This is a genomic window from Arthrobacter sp. 01T425, assembly GCF_056398725.1.
On sequence record NZ_JBFTPY010000008.1, the window covers coordinates 153,958 to 178,234 of the forward strand.

General features: G+C 67.5%; 19 protein-coding genes and 1 rRNA gene. 12 read left to right on the forward strand and 8 right to left on the reverse strand.

Annotated elements, in window-relative coordinates; translation table 11 throughout:
- The first annotated feature begins 16 nt into the window (after positions 1-16).
- The 4 genes from AC1DNG_RS11210 to fdxA are packed head-to-tail and all read left to right on the forward strand — an operon-like array spanning position 17 to position 3,605.
- Positions 17-949, forward strand: coding sequence for a dihydrodipicolinate synthase family protein (locus AC1DNG_RS11210; RefSeq protein WP_476887344.1), 933 nt, complete (start codon positions 17-19; stop codon positions 947-949).
- On the forward strand, positions 949-1,737 hold the full coding sequence (locus AC1DNG_RS11215) for an SDR family oxidoreductase (protein WP_223915886.1): 789 nt from the start codon (positions 949-951) through the stop codon (positions 1,735-1,737). Before AC1DNG_RS11210 ends, AC1DNG_RS11215 begins: the two co-directional genes overlap by 1 nt.
- 56 nt (positions 1,738-1,793) lie before the next feature.
- A complete protein-coding gene (locus tag AC1DNG_RS11220; RefSeq protein WP_476887345.1) occupies positions 1,794-3,269 on the forward strand; it encodes an aldehyde dehydrogenase family protein in 1,476 nt (491 codons plus the stop codon).
- Positions 3,270-3,275: 6 nt separating this feature from the next.
- Positions 3,276-3,605 carry a ferredoxin gene (gene fdxA / locus AC1DNG_RS11225; RefSeq protein WP_476872663.1) on the forward strand — a complete coding sequence of 110 codons (330 nt, stop codon included), beginning with the start codon at positions 3,276-3,278 and terminating at the stop codon, positions 3,603-3,605.
- A 41-nt stretch (positions 3,606-3,646) separates the two neighbouring features.
- Here the strand turns inward: fdxA and AC1DNG_RS11230 are convergent, their stop codons facing one another.
- The 3 genes from AC1DNG_RS11230 to AC1DNG_RS11240 all read right to left on the reverse strand — a co-directional run bounded on the left by AC1DNG_RS11230 (position 3,647) and on the right by AC1DNG_RS11240 (position 6,547).
- Positions 3,647-5,215: a SulP family inorganic anion transporter gene (locus AC1DNG_RS11230; RefSeq protein ID WP_476887346.1), complete on the reverse strand. Its 1,569-nt coding sequence runs from the start codon at positions 5,213-5,215 to the stop codon at positions 3,647-3,649.
- 300 nt (positions 5,216-5,515) lie between these two features.
- A complete protein-coding gene (locus AC1DNG_RS11235; protein WP_230012177.1) occupies positions 5,516-5,953 on the reverse strand; it encodes a VOC family protein in 438 nt (145 codons plus the stop codon).
- Positions 5,954-6,007: 54 nt separating this feature from the next.
- Complete coding sequence (locus tag AC1DNG_RS11240) at positions 6,008-6,547, reverse strand: GNAT family N-acetyltransferase (protein WP_476849152.1); 540 nt, start codon at positions 6,545-6,547, stop codon at positions 6,008-6,010.
- 203 nt (positions 6,548-6,750) lie between these two features.
- On the opposite strand from AC1DNG_RS11240, the gene AC1DNG_RS11245 reads away from it, so the two are divergent.
- On the forward strand, positions 6,751-7,977 hold the full coding sequence (locus AC1DNG_RS11245; protein ID WP_476856632.1) for a serine hydrolase domain-containing protein: 1,227 nt from the start codon (positions 6,751-6,753) through the stop codon (positions 7,975-7,977).
- Positions 7,974-8,933: an HNH endonuclease gene (locus AC1DNG_RS11250; RefSeq protein WP_476887347.1), complete on the forward strand. Its 960-nt coding sequence runs from the start codon at positions 7,974-7,976 to the stop codon at positions 8,931-8,933. Before AC1DNG_RS11245 ends, AC1DNG_RS11250 begins: the two co-directional genes overlap by 4 nt.
- A 41-nt stretch (positions 8,934-8,974) precedes the next feature.
- On the opposite strand, the gene AC1DNG_RS11255 is transcribed toward AC1DNG_RS11250, so the two are convergent.
- A complete protein-coding gene (locus tag AC1DNG_RS11255) occupies positions 8,975-10,456 on the reverse strand; it encodes a phenylacetate--CoA ligase family protein (RefSeq protein ID WP_476887348.1) in 1,482 nt (493 codons plus the stop codon).
- Positions 10,457-10,813: 357 nt separating this feature from the next.
- Between AC1DNG_RS11255 and AC1DNG_RS11260 the strand changes: the two genes are divergently transcribed.
- The 6 genes from AC1DNG_RS11260 (at position 10,814) to AC1DNG_RS11285 (ending at position 20,763) form a co-directional block, all read left to right on the forward strand.
- On the forward strand, positions 10,814-12,250 hold the full coding sequence (locus AC1DNG_RS11260) for a flotillin family protein (RefSeq protein ID WP_476859199.1): 1,437 nt from the start codon (positions 10,814-10,816) through the stop codon (positions 12,248-12,250).
- Between the two features lie 66 nt (positions 12,251-12,316).
- Positions 12,317-12,556: a hypothetical protein gene (locus AC1DNG_RS11265; RefSeq protein ID WP_143264731.1), complete on the forward strand. Its 240-nt coding sequence runs from the start codon at positions 12,317-12,319 to the stop codon at positions 12,554-12,556.
- A 385-nt stretch (positions 12,557-12,941) separates the two neighbouring features.
- Positions 12,942-14,114 carry a glycosyltransferase family 4 protein gene (locus tag AC1DNG_RS11270; RefSeq protein ID WP_476887349.1) on the forward strand — a complete coding sequence of 391 codons (1,173 nt, stop codon included), beginning with the start codon at positions 12,942-12,944 and terminating at the stop codon, positions 14,112-14,114.
- Between the two features lie 313 nt (positions 14,115-14,427).
- Positions 14,428-16,575 (forward strand): putative bifunctional diguanylate cyclase/phosphodiesterase, encoded by a 2,148-nt coding sequence (locus AC1DNG_RS11275; RefSeq protein ID WP_476887350.1) that lies wholly within the window; start codon positions 14,428-14,430, stop codon positions 16,573-16,575.
- 136 nt (positions 16,576-16,711) lie between these two features.
- On the forward strand, positions 16,712-18,814 hold the full coding sequence (locus AC1DNG_RS11280; protein WP_476887351.1) for a putative bifunctional diguanylate cyclase/phosphodiesterase: 2,103 nt from the start codon (positions 16,712-16,714) through the stop codon (positions 18,812-18,814).
- A gap of 146 nt (positions 18,815-18,960) precedes the next feature.
- Positions 18,961-20,763 carry a putative bifunctional diguanylate cyclase/phosphodiesterase gene (locus tag AC1DNG_RS11285; protein ID WP_476887352.1) on the forward strand — a complete coding sequence of 601 codons (1,803 nt, stop codon included), beginning with the start codon at positions 18,961-18,963 and terminating at the stop codon, positions 20,761-20,763.
- A 182-nt stretch (positions 20,764-20,945) separates the two neighbouring features.
- Here the strand turns inward: AC1DNG_RS11285 and AC1DNG_RS11290 are convergent, their stop codons facing one another.
- From AC1DNG_RS11290 to rrf, 4 genes are all read right to left on the reverse strand, one after another.
- Complete coding sequence (locus AC1DNG_RS11290) at positions 20,946-21,236, reverse strand: excalibur calcium-binding domain-containing protein (RefSeq protein ID WP_223915864.1); 291 nt, start codon at positions 21,234-21,236, stop codon at positions 20,946-20,948.
- 94 nt (positions 21,237-21,330) lie between these two features.
- Entirely contained in the window at positions 21,331-22,191 is an 861-nt protein-coding gene (locus AC1DNG_RS11295) for an SDR family NAD(P)-dependent oxidoreductase (protein ID WP_476887353.1), read from the reverse strand.
- 136 nt (positions 22,192-22,327) lie between these two features.
- Positions 22,328-23,830, reverse strand: a complete 1,503-nt coding sequence (locus tag AC1DNG_RS11300) for a CBM96 family carbohydrate-binding protein (protein WP_476887354.1) — start codon at positions 23,828-23,830, stop codon at positions 22,328-22,330.
- 354 nt (positions 23,831-24,184) lie between these two features.
- Positions 24,185-24,277 (reverse strand): 5S ribosomal RNA (gene rrf, locus AC1DNG_RS11305); the annotation flags it as partial.

Below are 24,277 nucleotides of genomic sequence, written 5' to 3' on the forward strand. Positions count from 1 at the left end.
TTAGAAGGAGAAACCAATGCGGGAGTCACTGACACCCGGCGTGTGGGGCGTCGTCGCCACACCGTTCCAGGGCAGCGCCCTGGATGTCGACACGGACAGCCTGGCCGGGCTCGTGAGCTACTACGAGTCGATCGGCGCCACGGGGCTCACGGTCCTGGGCGTGTTCGGCGAGGCCGCGGCCCTGACGGCGGCCGAGCGCAGCCTGCTCCTGGAAGTGGTCATGGAGGAAACGCGCCTGCCCCTCGTGGTGGGAGTGACTTCCCTCTTCACCGGCACGGCCGTCGATGAAATCCGTTCCATCCAGGCCGCCACCGGGGACCGGCTGTCGGCCGTCATGGTCCAGGCCAACTCCGCCACCCCCGGGGTGGTCATCGCGCACCTGAACGCCATCCACCACTCCACCGGCGCCAACGTGGTGCTGCAGGACTACCCGCTGGCCAGCGGCGTCCACATCAGCACCGAGGCGCTCATTTCGGTGGTGCAGGCCTGCGGCTTCGTCACCGCGGTCAAGGCCGAGGCCCCGCCCACGTCCGTGGCGATCGGGCACCTCACCGCAGCCCTCGACGTCTCGGTCTTCGGCGGCCTCGGCGGCCAGGGGCTGCTGGACGAGCTCATGGCCGGCGCCGCGGGGGCGATGACCGGTTTCTCCTACCCGGAAGCGCTCATCGCCTGCGTGCAGGCCTGGCAGAGAGACGGCTACGAGGCCGCCCGCGATGCCCTGCTGCCCTACCTGCCGCTGATCAACTTCGAGCAGCAGGCGAAAATCGCGCTGGCCATCCGCAAGGAATGCCTGCACCAGCGCGGACTCATCGCCGACGCCGGCGTCCGGGCACCGGCCGCGCCGTTCCCGGAGGTTCTCCGGACCGGGCTGCGCACGCACCTGGCCAAGGCCGCCGAGGCCCTCGGCCAGAACCCGGCCGCCGTGCTGACCACGGCGGGGAGGAACTGATGGATTTCGGAATCAGCGGAAAGACCGCCTTTGTGGCCGCCTCGACCGGCGGCCTGGGCCTCGCCATCGCCCGGGCCCTCGCCGCCGAAGGCGTCCGGGTGGCCATCACCGGCCGGCGCGAAGTCCGCGCCAAGGAGATCGTGGCCGAACTGACGGACGCCTACGGACCGGGCGCCGTCGCCATCGAAGCGGACCTCAGCACCGCCGAAGGCGTGGCCGCAGCCGTCGAACAGACAGTCGCGGAACTCGGGCCCATCGACATCCTGGTCCTCAACGGTCCCGGGCCGAAGCCCGGCGCGGCCGCCACGCTCGGCGCCGACGACATCGCCGCGGCGTTCGAACAACTCGTCAAACCGCACCACGCCCTGGTCTCGCACATCCTGCCGGGCATGCGGGAACGGCGCTGGGGCCGGATCCTGGCCGTCGGGTCGAGCGGCGTCGTGGCACCACTGCCGAACCTGGCTGTGTCCAACACCGGCCGCGCGGCGCTGGCCGGCTACCTCAAGACCCTCGCCGCCGAGGTGGCGCTGGACGCCGTCACGGTCAACATGCTCCTTCCCGGACGCATCGCCACGGACCGGGTTGCGGAACTGGACCAGGCCGCCGCCAAACGGCGCGGCACCACGCCCGAGGAAATCCAGCTCGAATCCCGCAAGACCATCCCTGCCCGCCGCTACGGCGAACCGGAGGAATTCGGCGCCGCCGCGGCGTTCCTCTGCAGCGCCCCGGCCTCCTACATCACCGGCGTGGCACTGCGCTGCGACGGCGGCCTGATCCGCGGGCTCTAGCCACAGGCGCTGAACACCCAGCACACACCCAGCTCCGACTCTCACGAAGGAACACCATGACTTCCACCGACACAGACACCTCAACCGCAACAGCCCGGGACCTCCTCACCGCCCGGCACCTGATCAACGGCGAATGGCTCGGCGGGGCGGACACCGAGCGGATGAACCCGGCCCGCCCGGGCGAGCTCGCCGCCCTCTCCCCCAGCGGCACCGCAGCCGACGTCGACGCCGCCATCACCGCCGCCGCCGCCGCGCAGCCGGCCTGGGCAGCCCTGCCCGCCCCGTCCCGCGGCGCCATCCTGATGGCCGCCGGCAACCTGCTCCTGGAGCGCCAGACCGCCATCGCCGAGGACCTCGTCCGTGAAGAGGGCAAGACCCTCGCCGAGGCCAAGGGCGAGGTCAAGCGCGCCTCCGACGTGCTGCGTTTCTTCGGTTCCCTCGGCTGGGCCGCCACCGGCGAGGTGCTGCCCAGCGGCCTGCCGGACACCACCATCACCACCCGCCGCGAGGCTCTCGGCGTCGTCGGGCTCATCACGCCGTGGAACTTCCCCATCGCCATCCCGGCCTGGAAGTCCGCCCCTGCATTGATCAGCGGCAACGCCGTGGTCATCAAGCCGGCCGAGCTCACCCCGCTCTCCGCCACGCACCTGGCCCGCGCCCTGCAGGACGCCGGGCTGCCCGCCGGCGTGTTCAACGTGGTCCACGGCAAGGGCCGCGTGGTGGGCGACGCCCTGGCCCGCGATCCCCGCATCGCCGGGTTGTCCTTCACCGGCTCCACCAACGTCGGGCTGGGGCTGCAGGAGATCCTCAACGCCCGCCGCGCCCGGGTCCAGCTGGAAATGGGCGGCAAGAACGGCGTGCTGGTCCTGGACGACGCCGATCCCCGCAAGGCCGCCCAGGTGGTGGCGGCCGGCGCGTTCGGCCTCACCGGCCAGGCCTGCACCGCCACGTCCCGCGTCTACGTCACGCCCGGCATCCGCGAGGAATTCCTGGCGGCCCTCACCGAGGAAGCCGCGCAGTACACGGCCGGCGACGGCCTCGAGGCCGCAAAGATGGGCGCCGTGGTGAGCAGCCAGCAGTTCGAACAGAACCAGGCCGCGGTGCGCACCGCCGTCGAACGCGGCGCCACGCTGCTGCACGGCGAGTACGACGGCGGCACGGACGCCGGGTTCCTCTTCCCGGCCGCCATCCTCACGGACCTGCCCTTCGACGATGCCGCCGTGACCGAAGAGATCTTCGGACCCGTCGTGGCCGTCCTCGAGGTCCCGGACTACGAGGCCGGGCTCGCCGCGATCAACGGCTCCCGCTACGGCCTGACCGCCGGGATCTGCACCGACTCCCTGGCGTTCTCCACGGACTTCGCCGCCCGCGCCCAGGCCGGCGTCATCAAGGTCAACCGTCCGACGGCGGGCCTGGACCTGAACGTGCCGTTCGGCGGAGTCAAGGACTCCTCCACCAACACGTTCCGCGAACAGGGGAAGTCCGCACTGGACTTCTTCACGTGGGGCAAGACCGTCTACACGGGTGTGTAGCCAGCCATGACGTACGTGATCGCCCAGCCCTGTGTGGATGTCAAGGACAAGGCCTGCATCGACGAATGCCCGGTGGACTGCATCTATGAGGGTGAACGCTCGCTCTACATCCACCCGTCCGAATGCGTGGACTGCGGCGCCTGCGATCCCGTCTGCCCGGTCGAGGCGATCTACTACTCGGACGATGTCCCGGACGAGTGGGACGACTACGTGCGCGCCAACGTGGAGTTCTTCGAGGAACTGGGGTCGCCGCAGGGCGCCTCAGCCCTCGGAAACCTGCACCGCGACCACCCGGTGGTGGCGCGTGCGCCTCTAGGCGCACGCGCCGTCGGCTGAGCCCGTGACGGAACTGGCTGATGACCGGGGACAACCGTTCCCTACCCCTCCCTTTTCTCCCGTTGGAACGCCCTCACTGCTTCGCTCACTGTTGGGTAGAAATGTTCGGGAGAGAAGCGGGCGCCCATGCCGTACTGCAACAATCTGTCTTTGACCGGGTCTTTGAGCTCGGCGAACACCAGGTCCACGCCGTGCCGGTCCAGCCATTCGTCAAGCTGCACCAACTCGTCCAGTGCAGTCGTGTCGATTCCCGTCACTGGTTCTGCCGCCAGCACCACGCGTTCTATGCCGTCCCCTGCCTGGTCCAGTTCGGTGCGCACGAAGGACCCCAACAAGGCGCCGTTGCCGAAGAACAGCGGTGCGTCGAAGCGCAGGATCAACAGGCCGGGGATGCGTTCCCCTTCCGGATGACGGCTCACGTCGTGGTACCCCGGAACCCCGGGCACGTCCACCAGTTCAGCACGGTAGGGGTCCCAGGCCTGCCGTAGGAAGTCCAGAATTGCCAAGCCGATGGCAACGGCGATGCCCGGGAGGACGCCCAGTATGGTCACCCCCAGGAAGGCCGCGAGCATCACCAACGATTCACTGCGGCTCATGCCGATGAGCCGTCGCACACCGGCCGGGTCGGCTATTGCGGCGGCTGCGGCGATGACAATGGCTGCAAGGGTTGTGGCCGGCAGGAACTCGGTGACGCCAGGCGCCACAAGCATGAAGCCGAGCACCAGGACGGCGCCTACGGCCCCCGTGAGCTGGGATTTCGCCCCGGACTCGACTGCCACCGGCGTGCGGGACGTGCTGGCCGACACCGGGAAGCCACCGAGCAGCCCGGTGGCAGCGTTCGCCGCGCCCAAGGCTGCCATTTCGTGGTTGCCGGATACCCTGCCGTCCTCTGCGGCCGCCAGGGATTGTGCCAGGGTACCGGTATCAACGAAGACGATGAGGGCGATCGCGGCGGCGGCGGGCAACAGTGTCAGGACGTCGGCCCAGCCAATTCCACCCAGGGCCGGTGCAGGGAGCCCTTGCGGGAGGGCACCAGTGACCTTCAAACGCTCTTGGAGTCCCAGCACGGCCACGGCGATGCAGGACACAACCACCGCAATGAGCACGCCCGGAACCTTCCATTTCAGCCGGCGGGGAACCCAGATGAGCGCCAGCGAGACCAAGCCGAGCAGTAGTGCCGTCAAATTGGTCTCGCCGGCAAGCACCTTCGGCACGGCGGCGATGAGTCTTTCCCAGGGTGTACCGCCTTCCACGGAGATCCCCAGGAGGGTGGGAAGCTGGGACACGGCCACCAGCAAGGCGATGCCGTTGAGATAGCCGAGCCGGATGGGCTTCGACAGCAGTCCAGTGACGATTCCCAACCTCAGCACTGAGCCGAGCAGCAAGATGCCGCCAATCAGTATGGCGAGGAGACCGGCCAGGGCCACGGATTTCTGCTCGTTATCCGCGGCCAAGGGAATCAAGGCTGCCACGATCATCGGAGCGAGCGCGGAATCCGGGCCCAGCACCAGCACACGCGATGGCCCGACTGCCGCGTAGACAAGCAGGGGAACTACCGTGGCGTACAGGCCGGTCACCGGTGGAAGGCCGGCGGCCTGGGCGTACGCCATGCCAGCTGGGACCAAGATCGCGAAGAGCGCGGCGCCCGCCACCAAGTCGTGTCGCAGCCACTCGATCCTGTAGCCACGCAGGGCCGGCGGGACCGCCCAGAATGCAGTCCTTCCGGATCGGCGCATCTTCTGATCATGTCCCATCACGCCGCTGCTCGCCATCCATCATCGGGCGACCCCAGCCTTGCGCAGATAACTGTGAGCTGCCGGTTTGACTCTGGTGAAAACTGACCCGGATGGGCCGCCAATCAGCTCGATCGCATGGCCGCGATTCACGGGCTAATCGGGCCGATCCGGGTGTCAGTCTTTTTTCAGTTTCTCGGCGAGCATCACGAGGATTCCGCTGGGACCTCGGAGGTAGGTGAGTTTGTAGACGTCACCGTAGGTCGCCACACCGCGTAGCGGACGGCATCCGTGCTTCGCAGCTACCTCAAGGGCCTCGTCGATGTCGTCAACCGAGAAGGCCACGCGGTGCATGCCGATGTCGTTGGGACGGGTTGGGTTCGACTCGATCGCTTTAGGGTGGATGTACTCGAAGAGCTCAAGTCGACCATGACCGTCCGGGGTCTGGAGCATCGCAATCTTGGCATGGTTGCCATCAAGTCCGACGGCAGTGTCGGTCCACTCGCCGCTGACGGTATCACGGCCGACGACGGTGAGACCGAGGTCGGTGAAAAAGGCGATTGTTGCTTCGAGGTCACGAACCGCAATACCGACGTTTTCAAGTTTGATGGCCATGCGTTGAAGCTACCAAGACGGACCGACTAGCTCCAGTGCCGGGCCGGATTATGGTCAGAGTGTCTTCGTAGTGAAGAGAGAATCGCCGTGGATTTCGTCAGGTTCTACTTGCCCGGTTTCGACAAATCCGAGTTTGGCCAGCACACGGCGTGACGCGGTGTTCCAGTCACGGACTGTAGCCCACAGGCGTCGGTAGCCCGACGCCTGCGCCCGCTGGAGGACGGTCCACGAGGCCTCGGTCGCAAACCCCTGGCGCCAGACTTCGCGGAGGAACTCGAACGCGAGTTCTGGCTCTCCAGCCCGTCCGTGCTCGTTGGGAATCAGCCCGCAGTAGCCGATGACCTGCCCCGAACTCTTTTGCTCTGCGGCCAGCAACCCAGGGAAGGGGTGTCGGCTATCACGACGGATCCGGTCCTCGATATCTTCCAGCGTGGGGTGACCATCGGGACTGATGCGACGATGCGGAGGGACGCGAGGATCGCGCTCGGTCCACAGCTCGCGCAGGACGGCGGCATCAGACACCCGCCATGGCCGCAGCAGCAGCCGATCCGTTTCGAAGACGACCTCGATCCGAGGTACTCGCGCGTGGTCCACAGCGATAATTATGGATGATCGAAGGCTTTGAGCCCGCTGCGCCGGTTGCCCGCGATCTCGGAATGTCGGTCGAATCCATACCCGTGACTTATGGCTCTGGTCGACTGATGTCTGCCTGAGGACCATCACAAGCATTAGGACTGTGCCTGGCTGGGGGCGTTTTCCTGCCCTGACTGCACTCCCGACCTGCAAGAAGGACCCTCATGCCGATGGTCTGGATCCGCGAAAAATCCCGCCGGTTCACGGCCGCAATCCTCGCCGTCGTGCTTACGGCCGCCCTCGGCGGCTGCGTCCCCGGGCCGAAACCGCCGGCGCCGGCGTCGCCCGATTCCGGCTACCGGTCCGTGCTCGAACAGTTCGGCAGGAGATTGCTCGACGAGGGCGCCCCGGCCGTCCTCATCCAGGTCCGCGTGGGCGGGGACGAGTGGTCCGCGGCCTACGGGGTCAGAAACCTGAACAGCCCGTCCCGGGCCGAGATAACGGACCCGGTGCACATCGGCGGGGTCACCAAGTCCATGGTGGCCGTCTGCGTGCTCAAACTGGCCGAGGAGGGCCGGCTGGAACTGGACGCGCCGGTCAGCACCTACCTGCCGGAGTTCAACAAGGTGATGCACCCGCCGGGACCGGTCACGGTCCGCCAGCTGCTGCAGCACCGCTCCGGCATGCCGTCGGTGGACGGGCCGTTGTTCGATCCGGCCACAGTGCGCGAAGCCCTGACCACCAAGGTGAGCCTGGCGGATCTGCTGGCCATGGCGGGGCGGATCTCCTGGCAGGCGAAGCTGGCCCAGGGATTTGAATACTCCAACTCGAATTACATTGCCCTGGCGCTGATCGTCGAGCGCCTCAGCGGCCGGCGGATCGGCGAGGTGATCAGCACCGACATCATCGAGCCGCTGGGCTTGAGTGAAACCTTGATGACGGCGGCCGGACCGGCGCCGTCGTCCATGATCCACGGCTACATCGCGCTGGACCGCAAACAACTGGACGTCACCTATCCGGCCGCCCAGATCGACAACGCCGCGGGCGGCATGGTGTCCTCCGTGGCGGACGTGAATACGTTCTACCGCGCGCTGCTGCAGAACAAGCTGCTCAAGCCGGCCACGATCACGCAAATGGAGAGCCCGCTCTACGCCAGGTACGGACTCGGCGTGGTCCGCTGGAACGATCTGTGCACCAACGACTTCTACTACGGCCATCCCGGCGACGTGCCCGGCTACGGCACCATCACCATGACCAGCGCGGACGGAACCCGGCAACTCACCATGGCCGTGGCCTACCCGCCGGAACCGCTCCCACGCGGGGACACCCACATTCTGCACCAAATGGAGTCCATCGCGGAGGACACCCTCAACGCCACGTGCATGACCGGGCCGACCGGGCCGCTCAACAATGCCGCAGGCAGTCCGGGCACTGCGACAATGGGCAGATGACAGCAATCATCCTCGTCTGGAACCCCGACGAATGGAACGATTGGACCTACCCGGCCGTGCTGGAGGAGGTCGCCGAAACCGGCCGGCACCTGGCCAGCTGGGACGTCGAGACGTCTCTCGACAGCGACGCCGGCAACGCGGCCGGCAACGCGGCCGGCAACGCGGTCGGCACGGACGCGTGGCTGGTGCTCCAGGGCCGCCACGGACGCGGCCTGATCGGCCACGGCATCATCGTCTCGGAACGGCCGGTTCCCCGCGTCCAGGCACCGGACTCCGCGAGCGCCGCCCAGACCGGCGTACCGCCCGGCGCACAGGCCGACGCGCAGGCCGACGCCCTGGCCCCGTCCCCGCTCTACGTCCAGGTGGACTTCGACGCCCTCCTGCCCGCCGGCGACCAGATCCCGACCGGGGTCCTCGCCGAGGCCGTGCCCGGCATCGACTGGGAAGCCCTTCATGGTCCCGCGCTGGCCGTCGACCCCGCCGTCGAGCCCCTGCTCCGCGGCCTCTGGGGTGAGTTTGGCCCGGTACCGGCGGACCCCACCCAGCCCGTGCCCGGCACCATCCCGGCGGCGGCGGTCACCCGGGTCGAAGTAAACAAGTACGAACACAGTCCGGACGCCCGACGGGTCTGCGTCGCCCACCACGGGACCAGCTGCGCCGCGTGCGGATTCTCGTTTGAAATCGCCTACGGCGAGATCGGCAAAGACTTCATCCCGGTCCACCACCTGGTCCCGGTGTCACAGCTGGGCAGCGGGTATGAACTGGACCCCATCACAGACCTCGTCCCGCTCTGCGCCAACTGCCACGCCATGGCGCACCACGGGGTACGGACCCCGCGCAGCGTCGCGGAGCTGCGCCGGATCATGGCAGCCGCCGGGTTCCTGACCGGACAGTCCGTGACCCCGGAGCAGCTCCAGGCCCAGCAGGACGCCCGGCGGATCCTGGAACAGCACTAACAGCCCTAACAGCCCTAACAGCAGGGGCAGCAGCAGCCGGCTCAGGCGGACCACACCTCGCGGAACTTGCCGCTCCGGTCCGGCCGGGGCGGCTCATCGCTAAAGCGGACGTCGACGCCGGCGGCGCCCTGGGCCGCGAAGAACGCACCCAGGCGCTCCCCCACCGCCGTCCGCACGGCCGTCGTCGCGGCATCCGGCCAGAGCTCGAGCCGCACGGTGAGCGAGCGCGGCCCGGTGCGGATCGCCTGGAACCGGCGGACGCCGGCGGTCTCCTCGATCACCGTGCCCAGCGCCAACGGCAGCACGGTGACCACTTTGCCGTCCAACCCTGTCCCGTCCGGCACTGCACCGTCCAACCCTGGACCGTCCAATCTTGTGCCGTCCAACGTTGCCTTGTCGGCGGCAGCGAAGCTCAGCACGCCGCCGCTGCGGCCCTCGACCCGCAGCGTGGGAAACGGGCTGCCGCAGGCGCACGGGCCGGCAGCCAGCTGCACCCGGTCGCCCAGGTTGTACCGGATGAGCGGCTGGACCCGGTTGGCCAGGTTGGTGACCAGCACCGTGTGGGAGAGTTCGCCGGGCGGGACGGGCCGGAAGGCGTCGTCCACCGGTTCCACGATGTTCCAGTCCGCGTTGACGTGCAGCAGCCCTTGCCGGCAGCGGCTGGTCAGGGCGAGCGCCTCCGAGGCAAGGTATCGTTCAGTGACCCGGCAGCCGAGGGCCGCCTCGATCTCGGCCGCTGCGTGGGCTGCCAGGCTCTCTCCGGATGCGACCGCCAGGAGCGGATGAATCCGTAGCCGTCCCGCTTTCTGTTCGGCGGCCAGTTGCACCATGGCGCTCGGATACCCGTAAAGCACTGTCGGCTGGAAGTCGTTGAGGTCCGCCACGAGGTCCGGGAGCGGCCGGAGCACGGAGAATACGCGCACCCGGCGGGCGATGCGGGGGCTGCGCCGCCGCGCGGATTCGGTCAGCACGACGCCGGCAAAGTGGTCCCCGTCCGCGATCAGCGCCGCGGCCCGCAGTCCCCGGTGCAGGAAAGCCCGCGCCTCCTTGGCCGCCATCAGGATCCGACGTTCGCGGATCGGGCCCAGGAGACTGGCCACCAGCTGCGAGGTCCGGTCATGGACCAGGACCGCGGGTTCACCGGTGGACCCCGACGTCGTCACCACGAGGTACTGTCCGCGGTAGAGGCCGCCGATCCGCGACGGGTCATCGAGCAGGTCTTGCTTCAGCCCGGCGAGCGTGATGTGGGGATCGGTCACCCAGTCATCGAAGTTCTCCATGAGCTCGCGCTTGCCCACCGGAGGCAGCTCCCCTAAATACCTGCCCAAATCCTTGGCCCGGTCCGTGGCTGAGTCCGGGACCACGTCCGGGACGTCCCGGTACAGCCCGCGGAAGAAGGGCGAAGAGGACCGTGCGCACTCAACCAGCGCAGCGAGCCGGTTGCGCTGCCGGCGGTCGATCTCATCCTGGCTTGCCCGACCGGCCCGCCAGATGTCCCACGCGATTCCGGCCGTCCGTGTCATCCCGAGAGGAGAGCCGAGCATCACCCATCACCCCTTTCACGGGCAGGCACTCATGGCCTCCGCCGTTCCCCGCTCACTCAGGCAGGCACGCTCGTCCGCCCTTCCACGCCCGCACCCTCTCCCACGCTGGCACGGCGGCGAAGGCTCCCAACAGGGGCTTTAGGCACCGGCGGGACCTGGGCATATGCCCGGACACCGTCGAATTGCTGGACTTCCCGGCCGGAAGCACCACAGACTGTGTACAACAGCTGGCTGGGCGGCGTGGGAATTCCTGCCTCCAGGCCGGCCGGGGACTACCAGCAGCATCGTTTGGGGCTTTGCTTAATTTCTTTTCCACCGCCGTGAAAGGACCTGGTTATGCCGGACTTGTCATTTTTGTATCCGCTCATTTCGATCATCCTGGGGGCGGTCGCCGTCGTCGGCGTCATCTGGGTGGCGACAAAACTGATGTGGAAAGTGGCGGAACCGAACGAGGCCCTCATCATCTCCGGGTTGACGCGCGGCACGCTGGAAACCCGTGAGGGGATGGACTTTAAGATCGTCACCGGCAAGGGGGCCCTCGTGCTGCCGGGCCTGCAGACGGTGCGGCCGCTGTCCCTGACGCTGAACGAAACCGAACTCAAGGTCTCCTGCGTCACCTCCCAGGGCATCCAGGTGATTGTCGACGGCGTGGTCATCTACAAGATCGGCGATGCCCCGCCGTTCATTGCCAACGCCGCGCGCCGGTTCCTGGGCCAGCAGCCCAAGATGGAAAGCCAGGTGTACAACGTCTTCGAAGGCCACCTGCGTTCGATCATCGGCAGCATGACGGTCGAGGAAATCATCCGCGAGCGCGACAAGCTGGCCTCCCAGGTCCGCAGCGCCAGCGGCGTGGAAATGGAGAAGCTGGGCCTCGTCGTCGACTCGCTGCAGATCAAGGACCTCCAGGACCCCACGGGCTACATCCAGAACATCGCCAAGCCGCACATTGCCATGGTCAAAATGGAGGCCCGCATCGCGGAGGCCACCCGGAACCGCGAGGCGGCGGAAAAGGAAGCGGAGGCCGAGGCCTTGATTGCCGATGCCCGGAGCTTGTCCGCCATCCGGCAGTCCGAGGCGCAGGCCAATGCCGAGCGCGCCAAGGCGAACGCGGCCCAGGCCGGGCCACTGGCCGACGCCACGGCGCGCCAGCAGGTGGTGGTCCAGGAAACCGAGGTGGCCAAGCTCGAGGCCGACCGGGAGGAACAAAAACTGCAGACCACCGTCCGCAAGCCCGCCGATGCGAGGGCCTACGCCAAGCGCACCGACGCGGAAGGCCAGAAATCCGCGGACATCAGCGCTGCCGAGGCGCTGGCCCGGCGCACCGAGCTGGAGGCCCAGGCCAACGCCCGGCGGACCGAGGTGCAGGCGCAGGCGAACGCGACGGCGGCAGCAGCAGCGGCCGGGGCCACCAAGGTCACCGGCGAGGCCGAGGCCGCCGCCACGAAGGCCCGCGGCGATGCCGCCGCCTCCGCCATCAAAGCCAAAGCACTGGCAGAGGCAGATGGCATCAAGGCCCGCGCCGAAGCATTGGGCACCAACCAGGACGCCGTCATCTCCCAGCAGCTCGCCGAGAACATGCCGGCGATCGTGGCGGCGGCGGCCGAGCCGTTCGCGCACGTCGGCCAGATGACCGTTCTCAACGGCGGCGAAGGGGTCAACCGGATGATCGGCGGGATTTTGGCACAGGTGGGCGACTACCTCCCGGCGCTCTCCACGGCCCTCAAAAACACCCGGGATGGCGGCAAACGGCCGGCGAAGGCGCCTGAGGCGTAGGGGCGGGAATGCGCGCGGGGAACCGGAGGATCTGATGTACTGGGATTCTGATGTACTGGGGTTCTGATGCATAAGGATGTTGACCGGAGCCTGACCGGAAAGATCGGCCGCGTCACCGGACGGATCGGCCCGGGCACCATCGGCGAGGTCATGCTGCCGGTCCGCGGCGGAACCAGTGCGTTCCACGCGCACCCCTTCGATAAGACCAGCGTTTTCGCCGTGGGCGAGCAGGTCCTGGTCATCTATTTTGAACCGCCGCAGACGGTGTTTGTGGACGAACTTCCGGATGTCCTCAAGGCCGATTGACCCTCTGGACGGTAGGAGGCGACGGGCGTATTCTGAAGTTCCGTAGCCTCTGGAGGTATTTCTGATGGAAGGCAACAAGCGTGCGCGTTGCGGTCCGGTTTCCGGCATCCGTGCCCGCTTCCCGGTCGGCAACTGGCCCGACCCGCTGTAGCTCGACTTTCGTCATGCCATCCGGCACCGCTGCTTCGTAGGGTTTGCGCCGTGGACGCATGGCCGCGATGAACTGCGCCCACGAGAGGGTGCCTGACTAGTTCCCGGCAACCGTCCGCCTATCCGCGCGCCCTGTGGCGTTCCCTCCTGAGTTCGCCCACCTGTTAACCCACTCTTCCCCTCCCGGCCACGCCTGCTCCCCCGCGCCGCAAACCGCCGCCCGCACCGTGGAGGGGTGAGGATCGCAATCGTCGCCGAATCATTCCTGCCACTCATGAACGGGGTCACCCACTCCATCCTGCGCGTGCTGGAGCATCTGCACGAGCGCGGGGACGAGGTGCTGGTGATCGCGCCGTCCACGCAGGACACGGATGTACCGGACGAGGTCTATGGCGCCCACGTCCTCCGGCTCCCCTCGGTCCCGCTGGCCGGCTACGCGAATCTGCGGGTGGCCATGGGCGGTGTGTATCGGGTCAAGCGAATCCTTGCCGACTACGCGCCCGACGTCGTGCACCTCGCGTCCCCGTTCGTGCTCGGCTGGCGGGCAGCGCAGGCCGCCCACCAGCTCGGCATCCCCACGGTCGCCATCTACCAGACCGAGGTGCCCGGCTATGCGCGCCGCTACGGCGTCCCCTTCCTGGAGAACTGGGCCTGGAACCGGGTGGACCAGATCCATCTGCTGGCCTCGCGCACCCTGGTCCCTTCCACGTTCGCGCTCAACCAGCTCCGCGGCCGCGGCATTCCGCGCGTGGACATGTGGCGGCGCGGCGTGGACACGCAGCGGTTCAACCCCGGGAAGCGCGACGCCGGCTGGCGGGCTGCCGTGGCGCCCGGCGGCGAGCGCCTCATCGGCTACGTGGGCCGGCTGGCGGCCGAGAAGCAGGTGGAGGATCTGGCGGTGCTGGCGGATGTTCCCGGGACCCGGCTGGTGATCATCGGCGACGGGCCCCAGCGGCCCGCCCTGGAAGCTGCCCTGCCGCAGGCGGTATTCACCGGTTTCCTCGGCGGCGACCACCTCGCCCGGGCCGTGGCCTCCTTTGATCTCTTCGTCCATCCCGGCGAGTTCGAGACATTTTGCCAGACCATCCAGGAGGCCATGGCGTCCGGGGTGCCGGTGGTGGCCACGGGCCGCGGCGGCCCGCTGGACCTCGTGGAGAACTCGCGGACCGGCTGGCTGTACGAGCCCGGCGACCTCGCCGGGTTCCGTGCCCGGGTGATGGACCTGATGGGCGACGACGCCAAGCGCCGAGCGTTCGCCGCGGCCGCGCACGCCTCGGTCCAGGGCCGGACGTGGTCCGTGCTCGGCGCCGAACTCGTTGGCCACTACAAGGCCGTGATTCGAGAGTCCCAAGTGGGCCGCTCCCCCCACGTTGCCCTGTCACTTAGGGCTGCCAAACCGGGGTTTTAAGCACCCTAGGTGATAGCGCAACTGGGCGGTAAGTCCTCCGCCGCGGGCACGGATTCGGCCCCGCCCACGTGTTGACACCCTCTTGACACCCAAGGGAGGCTTCCGGCGCCTATGATTTCCCGATGGGAGGGTTCTAAATGTCTCGTTGGTGGTCTCAGGTTCGCACGGCGGTAGCCGGGTGACGGCGTCGTCGTACCCGGAGGAGGAAGCCCCCGGCACAGTCCCCAAGACAGTCCCAACGACAGTCCCAACGACAGTCCCAACGACAGTCCCCCAGGAAGTATCCGCCGCGGTCCCGGGCTACGGGGACCTGGTGGAATCCAGCCCCGACGCCCTGCTGGTGGTGGCCGAGGACGGGACCATCAGGATGGTCAACACCGCCGCGGAGCGCATGTTCGGGTACGTTCGCGAGGAACTCGTGGGCTCGGACCACCGCATGCTCCTGGCCGAGGGGTTCCGGAACGGCCTCGAGCGGCTGTTCTTCAACCTCCGCCGCGGCGCCCACCCCGACGCCGCTGCCGCTGCCGCCGAAACTGACACTGACACTGCCCCCGTGGAGGCTTACGGGGTGCGGCGGGACGGTACGGAGTTCCAGGCCGAGGTGGCCGGATCTATTTTCTTCACCGGTACAGGCGCCCGGGACGGGACGGGTAAAGGGACCGCGAGCATGATCGCCGCGGTCCGGGACACCTCGCACCGGCCGGAGAACGATGACAGCCTCCGCGAGGCCATGTCGCTGCTGAGCGCGACGCTCGAATCCACCGCCGACGGCATCCTGGTGGTCAGCAGCGACGGCGAGATCGCCGGTGTCAACAATCAGTTCGTCACCATGTGGGGCATCCCTCGGGAGATGCTGGCCACCGGGGAGGACGAGGCGGTCATGGCCTTCGTCCTGGACCAGTTGCAGGATCCGGCCCAGTTCGTCGAGAAGGTCGAGGCCCTCTACGCCGAACCCGCGGCGGAAAGCCACGACATCCTGGAATTCCGCGACGGCCGGACTTTTGAACGCTATTCCCGCCCGCAGAAAGTCGCGGACCAGGTGGTCGGACGCGTGTGGAGCTTCCGGGATGTGACCGCGGCCAAGGTGGCCCAGGACCGGATCACCCGGGCCATGGCCGACCTCGCCGCACAGTCCGCGCAGCTGACGGCGCTGGCGTTCCGGGACGGATTGACCGGACTGTCCAACCGCCAACTGTTCAACGACCGCCTCGCAAGCGCCCTGGCGGACCAGCACGGCGGCGCCGTCGACGTCCTGCTCCTGGACCTGGACGACTTCAAGGAAGTCAACGACATCCTGGGCCACCACGCCGGGGACCAGATGCTCATTGAGGTCGGCCGGCGCCTGCGCGCGTGCGTGCGCCCGAGCGACATCGTGGCCCGGCTGGGCGGCGACGAGTTCGTGGTGCTCCTACTCGACTCGCTGGAGCCCGAGGCGGTCGCCGCCCGGATCGTCGACTCGCTGCGCGTCCCGGTGTGGATCGACGGCACCATGCTGCGGCCCAGCCTCAGCCTGGGGCTCGCCTCGATCGGCGAGGCCGCCGTGGACGCCTCCGAGCTCCTGCGCCGTGCCGACGTCGCGATGTACGCCGCGAAGACTGCCGGGAAGAACCGGTACATGCGCTTCAAGCCGGAGATGATGAAGGCCCTCGTGGACCGCAACGACCTCGAGGCCGGCCTGCGGCGCGCCGTGGACAGCGGACAGATCGCCGTCCACTACCAGCCGATCGTCTCCGCCGGCAGCGGGACCGTGACTAAGGTCGAGGCCCTGGCCCGCTGGGTGCGCGACGGCGCGCTCGTTCCGCCCAAGCAATTCATTCCGGCGGCGGAACGCAGCGGCCTCATTGTCGAGATCGGCACCGAGGTGCTGCTACGCGGCTGCACGGAGCTCAAGCCCTGGCTGGACGAGGACTCCACCCGGTCCCTGGCCGTGAACGTCTCCGGTGTCCAGCTGCAGCACGGGGACTTCGCCGAGCTGGTCATGGCCGTGACGGAATCCTGTGGCGTGGACCCGCGCCAGCTGATCCTGGAGGTCACGGAGAGCGTCTTCTTCGAAGACGACTGCCACGTCATCCAGCAGCTCATGACCCTGCGTGCGGCCGGTGCCCAAGTGGCGCTGGACGACTTCGGCACCGGCTTCTCCTCCCTGGGACGCCTGCAGGGCCTGCCCGTGGACACGCTGAAGATCGACCAGTCGTTTGTGTCCATGATCAACACCGGCACCGAGCAGTTGCCCATCCTGAACGCCATGATTGGGATGGCCCACGGACTGGGGCTGACCGTCACCGCGGAGGGCGTGGAAACGGCCGCCCAGGCCCGCTACCTGATGAGTCTGCACTGCGATTCGCTGCAGGGTTTCCTGTTTTCAGGCCCCCAGCCGGAGGCCACGCTCCAGCCCGCGCTGGACCGGGCGGCTCTGGCCATCGCCGCGCTGCGGGGCGATCGGGTGCCCGGCAACCGGTGACCCGCAAAGTTCCGTGGCCGATGTGCTGGACACGGGGCCGAAGGACCCTATGATTCAGTGAAACGCATTGCTCCGGGCCCTCGGCCGGGAACATCATCGCTCTATGAACTTCCGTCGCTTGGGGGCCGGTATCGTCGTGGGAACTGGATTTGGTGAAGACCTGCTGGAGCAGGGTCCTGATGCGTTCCTGCTGCTGACCGCGGACGGGACCATCGCCTTCATGAATTCGGCCGCGGAACGGCTGTTCGGCTACCCCCGCGAGGAACTCCTCGGCGTTCAGCACACCATCCTGCTCTCGGAGGAAGCCCACAGCGGCTTCCTGCGGGTCTTCGGCCGGCTGGGACGCAAAAGCCCGGCCGGAAGCCGCCCGTTCGCGGCCGCCGGACTGCACCGCGACGGTTCGGACCTCGCCCTGGAGATCACGTGCTCGCTGGTGAGCGTCGACGGCGGCACGGCCATGGCGGTAGCCGTCCGCGACGCCGAGCACCGCAACGACCCCGATTCCGGCCGCCGGCTGGCCCTCTCCCTCGTGGACGCCACGCTGGAATCGACGTCGGACGGTATCGTCGTGCTCTCCAGCGAAGGCCAAATCACCGGGATCAACGACCAGTTTCTGTTGCTGTGGGGCATGCCGCCGGAACTGATCGCGGCCGAGGACCCCGATGCGCTGGTGCGGTTCATCGCGGACCAGCTGGTGGATTCCGACTCCTTCCTGCAAAAGGTTGCAGCGCTCTACGCGGACAACCTGATGCAGAGCCATGACATCCTCGAGTTCGCCGACGGCCGCACCGTGGAGCTGTACTCGCGCCCGCAGAAGGTGGCGGACGCGATCGTGGGACGGATCTGGAACTTCCGGGACATCACCTCACGCCGGCGCGCCCAGGACCAGGCCCGCCGCGCCATGGACGAACTGGCCGAGCAGGCGGGCAAGCTCAAGGAACTCGCGTTTCAGGACCCGCTCACCGGGCTGGCCAACCGGATGCTCTTCAACGAACGGGCCGCCGCGGCACTGCTGACCCCGGAACCGGTACACGTGCTGCTCCTGGACCTGGACGACTTCAAGGAAGTCAACGACGTCCTGGGCCATCATGCCGGCGACGAGATGCTGGTCGAGATTTCCCGCCGGCTCCAGAACTGTGTGGGTCCGCACGGCACCGTCGCCCGGCTGGGCGGGGACGAGTTCGTGGTCCTGCTGGTCGGCTGCCGGGACGCCGACACCGTGGCCCAGCGCGTGGTCAGCACCCTGAACGCCCCCGTCTCCATCGAGGGAACGCTGATGCGGCCGGGCCTGAGCCTGGGCGTGGCATCGCGCGACGCCGGCACCGAGACGTCGTCGGAGCTGCTCCGGCAGGCAGACCTGGCCATGTACGCAGCCAAAGAGGCCGGGAAGAACTGCTATGTGCACTTCCGGCCCGAGATGCTGGCCGCGCTGCTGGAGCGCACCCAGCTCACGGCCGGGCTGCGGCGGGCGGTGGAACTGGGGCAGATCACCGTGCACTACCAGCCCGTCATCTCCAGTGACAGGCTCGAGGTGGTGCAGTTCGAGGCCCTGGCCCGCTGGGAGTGGGACGGCGAGCTGATTCCGCCGGACGAGTTCATCGAGACCGCCGAACGCAGCGGCCTGATCCGGGAAATCGGGGCCGAGGTGCTCAGGCGCAGCTGCACCGAGCTCGCCCCGTGGCTCGGGGAGGACCCGTTCCGGAGCGTGGCCGTCAACGTCTCCGGCGTGCAGCTGCAGCACCGGGACTTCGCCGAGCGCGTCCTGGACATTGCGGCGTGGAGCGGCGTGGACCCGCGCCAGCTGGTCCTGGAGGTGACCGAGAGCGTGTTCTTCGACGCCCATTCCCACGTGATCGGCCAGCTCGAGACCCTTCGCGAGGCCGGCATCCGGGTGGCCCTGGACGACTTCGGGACCGGCTATTCCTCGCTGGGCCGCCTGCAGGACCTGCCGGTGGATGTGGTGAAGATCGACAAGTCCTTCGTGTCCATGCTGCAGACCGGCGTCGAAAAGCTGCCCATCCTCACCTCCATGATCCACATGGCCCGGAGCCTGGGGCTGAAGGTCACGGCCGAGGGCATCGAGACACCGGCCCAGGCACGCTATCTCATGGACCACGGCTGCGATGCCCTGCAGGGCTTCCTCTTCTCCCGCCCGGAACCCGGGGCGGCCAGGCACCGCGCGGTCCGGAACTCCGCGGCGGCCATCGCCGACCTCGAGGGCGTGCCGCTGCCCGGGTAGCAGGGGCCGTTCGACACATTTGATTGCGGCATGATGGCCATCCCGTCCGGGGAGCCCGCACCGCATATGATTCAGTCAGCGCAGTGCGCCTGCTCTCCGCAAGGTGCCCGCTATCCGTATTCATCGCCGGGGGGCTGTTAGACATCGTGGAAGCTGGTTTCGCACAACAACTGCTGGAGTACAGCCCGGACGCACTTTTGCTGGTCGCCGAGGACGGAGCCATTTCCTTCCTCAATGCGGCCGCGGAACGGCTCTTCGGCTACCCCCGGGCGCAGCTGCTCGGCGCGGACCACAGCATGCTCCTGGCCGAGGCCTCGCGGGAGGAATTCCACGGCGTCCTGGCCGGGCTGGCCAAGGCCGCACGCCCCGGCTCCCCGTTCGCCGGCTCGGGCCGCCGCGCCGACGGCACGGAACTCCCCGTTGAAATCACCTGCTCGCTGGTCCCCGCCGCGGCCGGAGCGGCCGACGCCGGAACGTCCGTTGCCCTCTCCATCCGCGGCGCCGCAGGGCGGAACCCGGGCGCCGGCAGCGCCGGGCGCACCCTCAGCGGCGACTTTGCCCGCCGTCGTACTTCCGGTGCAGCGGGAGCTTCTCTTTCCGGAGGTCCAGCGGCTGCCGCTCCTGCGGCGTTTGCCGAGCACGACGACGAACTCAAGGCGGGCTCGCTCCGCGACCCCTTGACGGCGCTGCCCAACGGCCCCCTCTTCAACGAGCGGCTCGCCGCGGCCCTGCGCCGGCCGGATCCGGTGGACATCCTGCTGCTGAACCTCGATGACTTCAAGCACCTCAATGACGTGCTGGGACGCTCCGCGGCCGATGAACTGCTGGTGGAGGTGGCATCCAGGCTGCGCAACTGCGTCCGCCCGCATGACACGGTGGCCCGGCTCGGCGGCGACGAGTTCGCGGTGCTGCTTACCGAATGCCTCAACGCGGACGCGGTGGCCAAGCGGATCGCCGAGTCCCTCTACGCCCCCCTGCGCGTGGGCGGCTCCATGGTCCGGCCCGGCGTCAGCATGGGCCTGGCGTCGAAGTCGGGGCAGACGCTGGACGGCGCGGAACTGCTGCGGCAAGCCGACGCCGCCATGACCGCCGCGAAGGCTGCCGGGAAGAACACCTGGATGCGGTTCCGGCCGGAGATGCTGAACACCGCGGCCCACAAGGCCGACGGCGATTCCGGGCTGCGGCGCGCCGTCGAACTGGGCCAGATCTCGGTGCACTACCAGCCCGTGGTCTCGCCCGGCATCGGTTCGGTGGTGCAGTTCGAGGCGTTCGCGCGGTGGGAACGGCACGGGCGGCTGGTGCCGCCGAACCAGTTCCTGCCCGTCGCGGAGCAGAGCGGGCTGATCCGCGAGATCGGCGACGAGGTCCTGCGCCGCGCCTGCGCCGAGATCCGGCCGTGGCTGGCCGGCGATCCTGCCTACAGCGTCGCCGTGAACGTCTCGGGCCTGCAGTTCCAGCACCGGGACTTCGCCGCGGACGTGCTGGCGATTGCCGCGTCCACGGGCGTAGACCCGCGCCAGCTCACCCTTGAGCTGACGGAGAGCGTGTTCTTCGACGCCTCCTCGGACGTGCTGGGCCAGCTGCGGCAGCTGCGCGGCGCCGGCGTCCGGATTGCCATGGACGACTTCGGCACCGGGTATTCCACGCTCGGCCGGCTCCAGGAACTGCCCCTGGACAAGGTCAAGATCGACCGCTCCTTCGTGGCCATGATCAAGACCGGCCAGGAACAGCTCCCGTTCTTCGCCACCATGATCAGCGCAGCGCATGCCCTCGGCCTGAAAGTTACGGCGGAAGGCATCGAGACGCCCGCGCAGGCCAAATACCTGATGGACCGCGGCTGCGACTCCCTGCAGGGCTACCTGTTCGCCAAGCCGGCCCCCGCCAGCCACCTGGCCGGGACCATGGAGAGTGCCCTGAACGCCTTGGACAAGGTCGACGCCGCGCAGTAGGCGGGCGGGCTGGCTGACGTTAGGCCGGCCGCTGGCCGTCCGGGCGGAGCGCGTTGACGCCGCCACACTCTGCCATTGGACGCAAACGGCCGCTAAGCATCATGGCTTAGCGGCCGTTCGTGGCACTTCGTTGGATGGTCCGGGCCGGCCCCAGAAGTTAGAGTCCCGGCAGGCTCCCTGCCCTAGCGCTTTTCGCAGGCGATGCCGTCGTTGTCACGGTCGAGATCGTACTGGCGGAAACCGCCGTCGTTGAGGCTGTAAAGGGTGTTGTCGACGCGGAACGTGGTGACCGGCTTTCCGCTGGTCTTGTCGCGGGCGCCCTTCTTGCCGACGCCGTGCGGATAGACCTTGTTCAGCTCCGTGCAGTTCTTGTACGACTTCGGCGCGGGCGCGGCGGATGCCGGCACGGCCGTAGCGCTCAGGACGACGGCGGATGCCGCCAGGGACGCGATAAGCAATTTCTTCAGGCGCACGTTTAAGAGCACTCCCCCAGGTAGAAGCCCTCGGCCGCGGTTCGGCGAGGGGCAGGAAAATGCTAACCCACGAATTCGGCGTTTCCGGTCAGGCTCAGGCGCCGTGATCCGAGCCCTGGTCCAGCTTGTCGAGGTCCGGGGCCACCATCGCCTCGCTGCGCTGCCACAGCGCCTTGGCCAGACCCGCGTCGTACGCCTGCCTGTTGGCCTTGGAGAGCGTCCGCTTGGCGTAGTAAGCGCCGGAGATCCAGTCGTGGCCAGGGGTGGCGTTGGCGAGCCACACAAGGGTGTCCGCGCCCTGGTCAGGGGTCAGCATGAAGCGCTTGAGGAAGGACTTGTAGGCCAGGCGCATGGGGCTCGTGGAGTCGGCCGCAAAGTTGGTGGCCACGCCGCCGGGGTGGAACGCCGCCGTCGAGATCCCCTCGGTGTTGTAGCGGTTGTGGAGTTCGGCGGTGAAGAGGATGTTGGCGAGTTTGGCGTTGCCGTAGGCGCGGTTGGTGGAGTAGCTCTTGGCCGCGTCGAGGTCGTCGATGTCGAACTTGGCGAAGAGCGAATTCGCGACGCTTGAGGTGTTGATGACGGTGGCCTGGCTGGCGGTCAGCACCTCGATCAGCTCGGTGGTGAGCAGGAACGGGGCCAGGTGGTTGACCTGGAAGGTTCTCTCGTGGCCGTCCACGGTGAGCTCACGGGGCCCCATGATGCCGCCGGCGTTGTTCGCCAGGACGTCGATCCGCGGGTACTTTTCCTTGAGCTGCGTGGCCAGGGTCCGTACCTGGGCAAGGTCGGCGAAGTCGCTGACAAAGAAATCGGCGCCGATTTCGTTTGCGATCGCTTCGGTCTTTTGCGCGGAACGCCCGACGACGACCACACGTTCCCCCTGCCGGGCGAAGGTCCGCGCGGCGGACGCGCCGATGCCGTCGCTGGCTCCGGTGATGACGATAGTGCGCTCGGGCATTGAGGTGTCCTTAGAACGAAGCGATGGGCTGGTTTTTTGGAATCCAGCCCCGTCGAATTCTAACGAGTGCAACTGAGAGTTCGTTCCGCCGGAGCCGGGAGCTTTCCGAGACTCTGCTGGGAATCCCCCGCGGCGCCTAGATGCGCAGCGGCGACCGGAAACTCAGGGCCGTGCTGGCGTTCTGCAACTTGAGGCTGATGGCCAGCATTTCTTCGGTGGTCCGGAGCAGGGAGTAGTGGCTGTAGTTGCCCTGGATAACGGTGCCCGGGACCACGGATGGTGCCACCACGAAATTGGGTACCGGAGTATCTTCGTCAAAAAGCACGAATATCGCCGTGCGTCCCGCCCGGTAGCTTTGGCTGTTTAGGATGACCGGCAGCCATTGCGAGAGCCAGGTGTCGCCCGTCGCGACGCTGCAGTCATGCATGTCATTGCAAACATTCGGCACCACCACGGAGAAATTCGGCAGAGTGTTGTTGGCGAGGTCGCCCGCCAGCTGCCCGGCGCTCACCGTGCCCAGGGGCACATTGTTGACCGCGCATGCCGCCCTGTCCCCCGTCCCTTGGTAGTAGATTTCGGGGTTGTGCCGCTCGGCATACAGGCCGGACGCGCTCAGTCGGCAATTCGACGGCATGTCCTCCATATAGCTCTTGTAGGACTGGCCGGACGTGCGCACCTGCCGGAAGATATTGTCGGCCGTAATAGGCGGCAGGCCGCTCGGGCTCGAATCGGACGTGACGCCCTGCGTGCTGCCGGAGGTCATGGCCAGATAGCTCGGCAACGAGGGCAAACCCAGGCCGGCGTCAGCCCAGGTGGAAACCGAGGCGCACTGGTTCGCCTTCGTGCTCATGTACGGCGCGCTGGCGTTCCCGATGACCTGTGAATAGGTCTTGTTCTCAAAAAGCACCCACATGACGTGGTCGTACTTTGCCGGAGGGACGGTCGCCGTGCCACACGGGTTGTCGCCGGGGGGCGGAGGCGGCGGCGGGGGCGGCGGAGGAGGTGGCGGCGGCGTCGCGTTCGTGGTGACGGTCAATCGGGGCCGTTGCGTGGTGACGGAAGTTTCCTTGGAACTGTAAATGACGCCGTCAGAGGATGTGTTGCTGATGCGGAACGAATACGTCCCGTCACCCTTAATCGCGCTGAAGAGATCGAACTCCACATAGGTGTTGTCGGCAACAGCGCCGCGCGAAGCCACAATCGGCGTTTCCGCAACGGGCGCGTTGTTGAAGGTGATCGTGTTCTCACTCCAGGAGTTGTTGAGGACACGTCGGACTTGGCCGCCCGAGTTGGATGGATCCGTAGCGAACAGCCGGAGCTTGGCGCCAGTCACGGTACTGCCGGCGGTGCCGGTGACCGTGAGCTTGAGGAAGATCATTTCGACCGGCGAATTATCAGCCTTGAGGCCCGTCGCCGTGCGGAAATTGATAGTGGGACTGTCACGCTTCACGACGGCATCGGCCGTGGTAGAAAAGGTCAAAGTGGCGGCTTCTGCGGGGCCGGCAATAAGGGAAATTGTGGCAGCCACCAGGAAGACAACTGACGCCAGGGAAATCCCTCGGCGCCCCACAAAGGACCGGGCAAACCGATGCCCCTTAGTTGCCTTCGTGCCCAAAGCGAATCCAGGATCTACGCGCATCGCGGGACTCCTATAAGGTCCGGTCGACGCACCCTGCGCCTTAGTGGTCCGTAGGAATCCAAACCCTAGCCGGTCAAATCCGGCCCCTCAATGCGCATGACCAAAATAGCTGGCCGTTTAAAGGTATTCCCAAGGTCTCCATCGATTAAGGAAATGCCCAAGGTTTTTCCATGGTTCTTGCGCATGGCCAGAACTGCCCGCCTGTTTCATCAGGGGCCTCTTCCCAACTGACTCGCAGCAGGGGCCGTTCTGAGCCGCCAAAACGGCCCCTGCTGCCAGTCAGTTGGGTGTTTTGGGCGGTTAAATGCGGGAGGACCCCCACCTGGTGGTGGGGGTCCTCGACCGTTAATGGTGTTCCGGCGGTGACCTACTCTCCCACACCCTCCCGGGTGCAGTACCATCGGCGCTGTGGGTCTTAGCTTCCGGGTTCGGGATGGGACCGGGCGT